Origin of the sequence: Streptococcus danieliae (genome assembly GCF_009767945.1) — a bacterium.
Lineage (GTDB): Bacteria > Bacillota > Bacilli > Lactobacillales > Streptococcaceae > Streptococcus > Streptococcus danieliae.
The window spans coordinates 1-916 of sequence record NZ_WSRS01000166.1 but is presented as its reverse complement, the minus strand read 5'-3'; the positions used below and the strand labels follow the sequence as shown (position 1 = coordinate 916).

Sequence of the window (916 nt, the reverse complement as noted above, 5' to 3'; positions counted from 1 at the left end):
TCTTTTGTTCCAAATCTAATTTAATAGCACTTAGTTTTTCTTTAGCCTTAGCTAGGTTTTCAGATGACTGCTCTAATCCTGATAAGTTCGCTTCTTTCTGAATAAGATTTTGCTTAGCTTGAACCAATGCTTGTTCCGCTTGAGCCACTGATTTTTCAGCCTCTGTTAAGACAGATTGAAGATTTGCCAACTTAGCTTGGCTAGCGATCAAGTCTGCTTTTGCATCTTCCAGGCTCGCTTCTTTCAAAGCCAGATCAGACTGGGCTTTTTTGAGTTCCGTCTCTTTTTCGTCTAACTCTTGATCTGCTAGACGAACAGCTTCCTGAGTTTTAACAAGATTCTCTTTGGCAGTCTTCAATTCCAGAGTCGCCTGACGAAGGTCTTCCTCTGCTCTAGGTACTTGTTTTGAGCCTGCTAGGTAAGTAACAACTTCTTGCTTAGCTTCTGTTAGCTGACGATTAGCAGATTGAACAGCTTTTGTGGCTTGAATTTTTTGAGCTTCCAAATCCGCCATCTTCTGAGTTGTAATTTTGAAGAATGGTGCTCCCAATGCTCGATCATCTCGATCTTGACTTTGTTCTGCCCATAAACTAGCAACAGGATACCAGCCAATATTGGCTCGATTATAAGGATCGTAAATGTAGGTTTTCCCGTTAGAATAGCCTTTCATGACAACCTCATGACTGTAACCTCCACCCCACGGAGAGAACTTATTATTCTGAACAGCTCCGACAACATGATGGCCTGCTTGAAGAGCTTCAACAATCGCCGATTGACTAGCTAGCTGAGTTGGGACAAAGCCAAAGTGCTCTGATGCAGAAACAATTCCATGAGCGCTCGTTCCTGAGAAATTCTTATTAAAATACTCGGTATTGTTGTACAAATAATCCGCAACCTGTTTCGGAGTAATCCCTCG

1 protein-coding gene is annotated in these 916 nt (G+C 42.1%); it reads right to left on the bottom strand.

The genetic code is table 11. The features are described 5' to 3' along the window. The coding region (locus E5983_RS09230) for a cysteine peptidase family C39 domain-containing protein (protein WP_462365880.1) at positions 1-916 on the bottom strand (916 nt) is incomplete at both ends.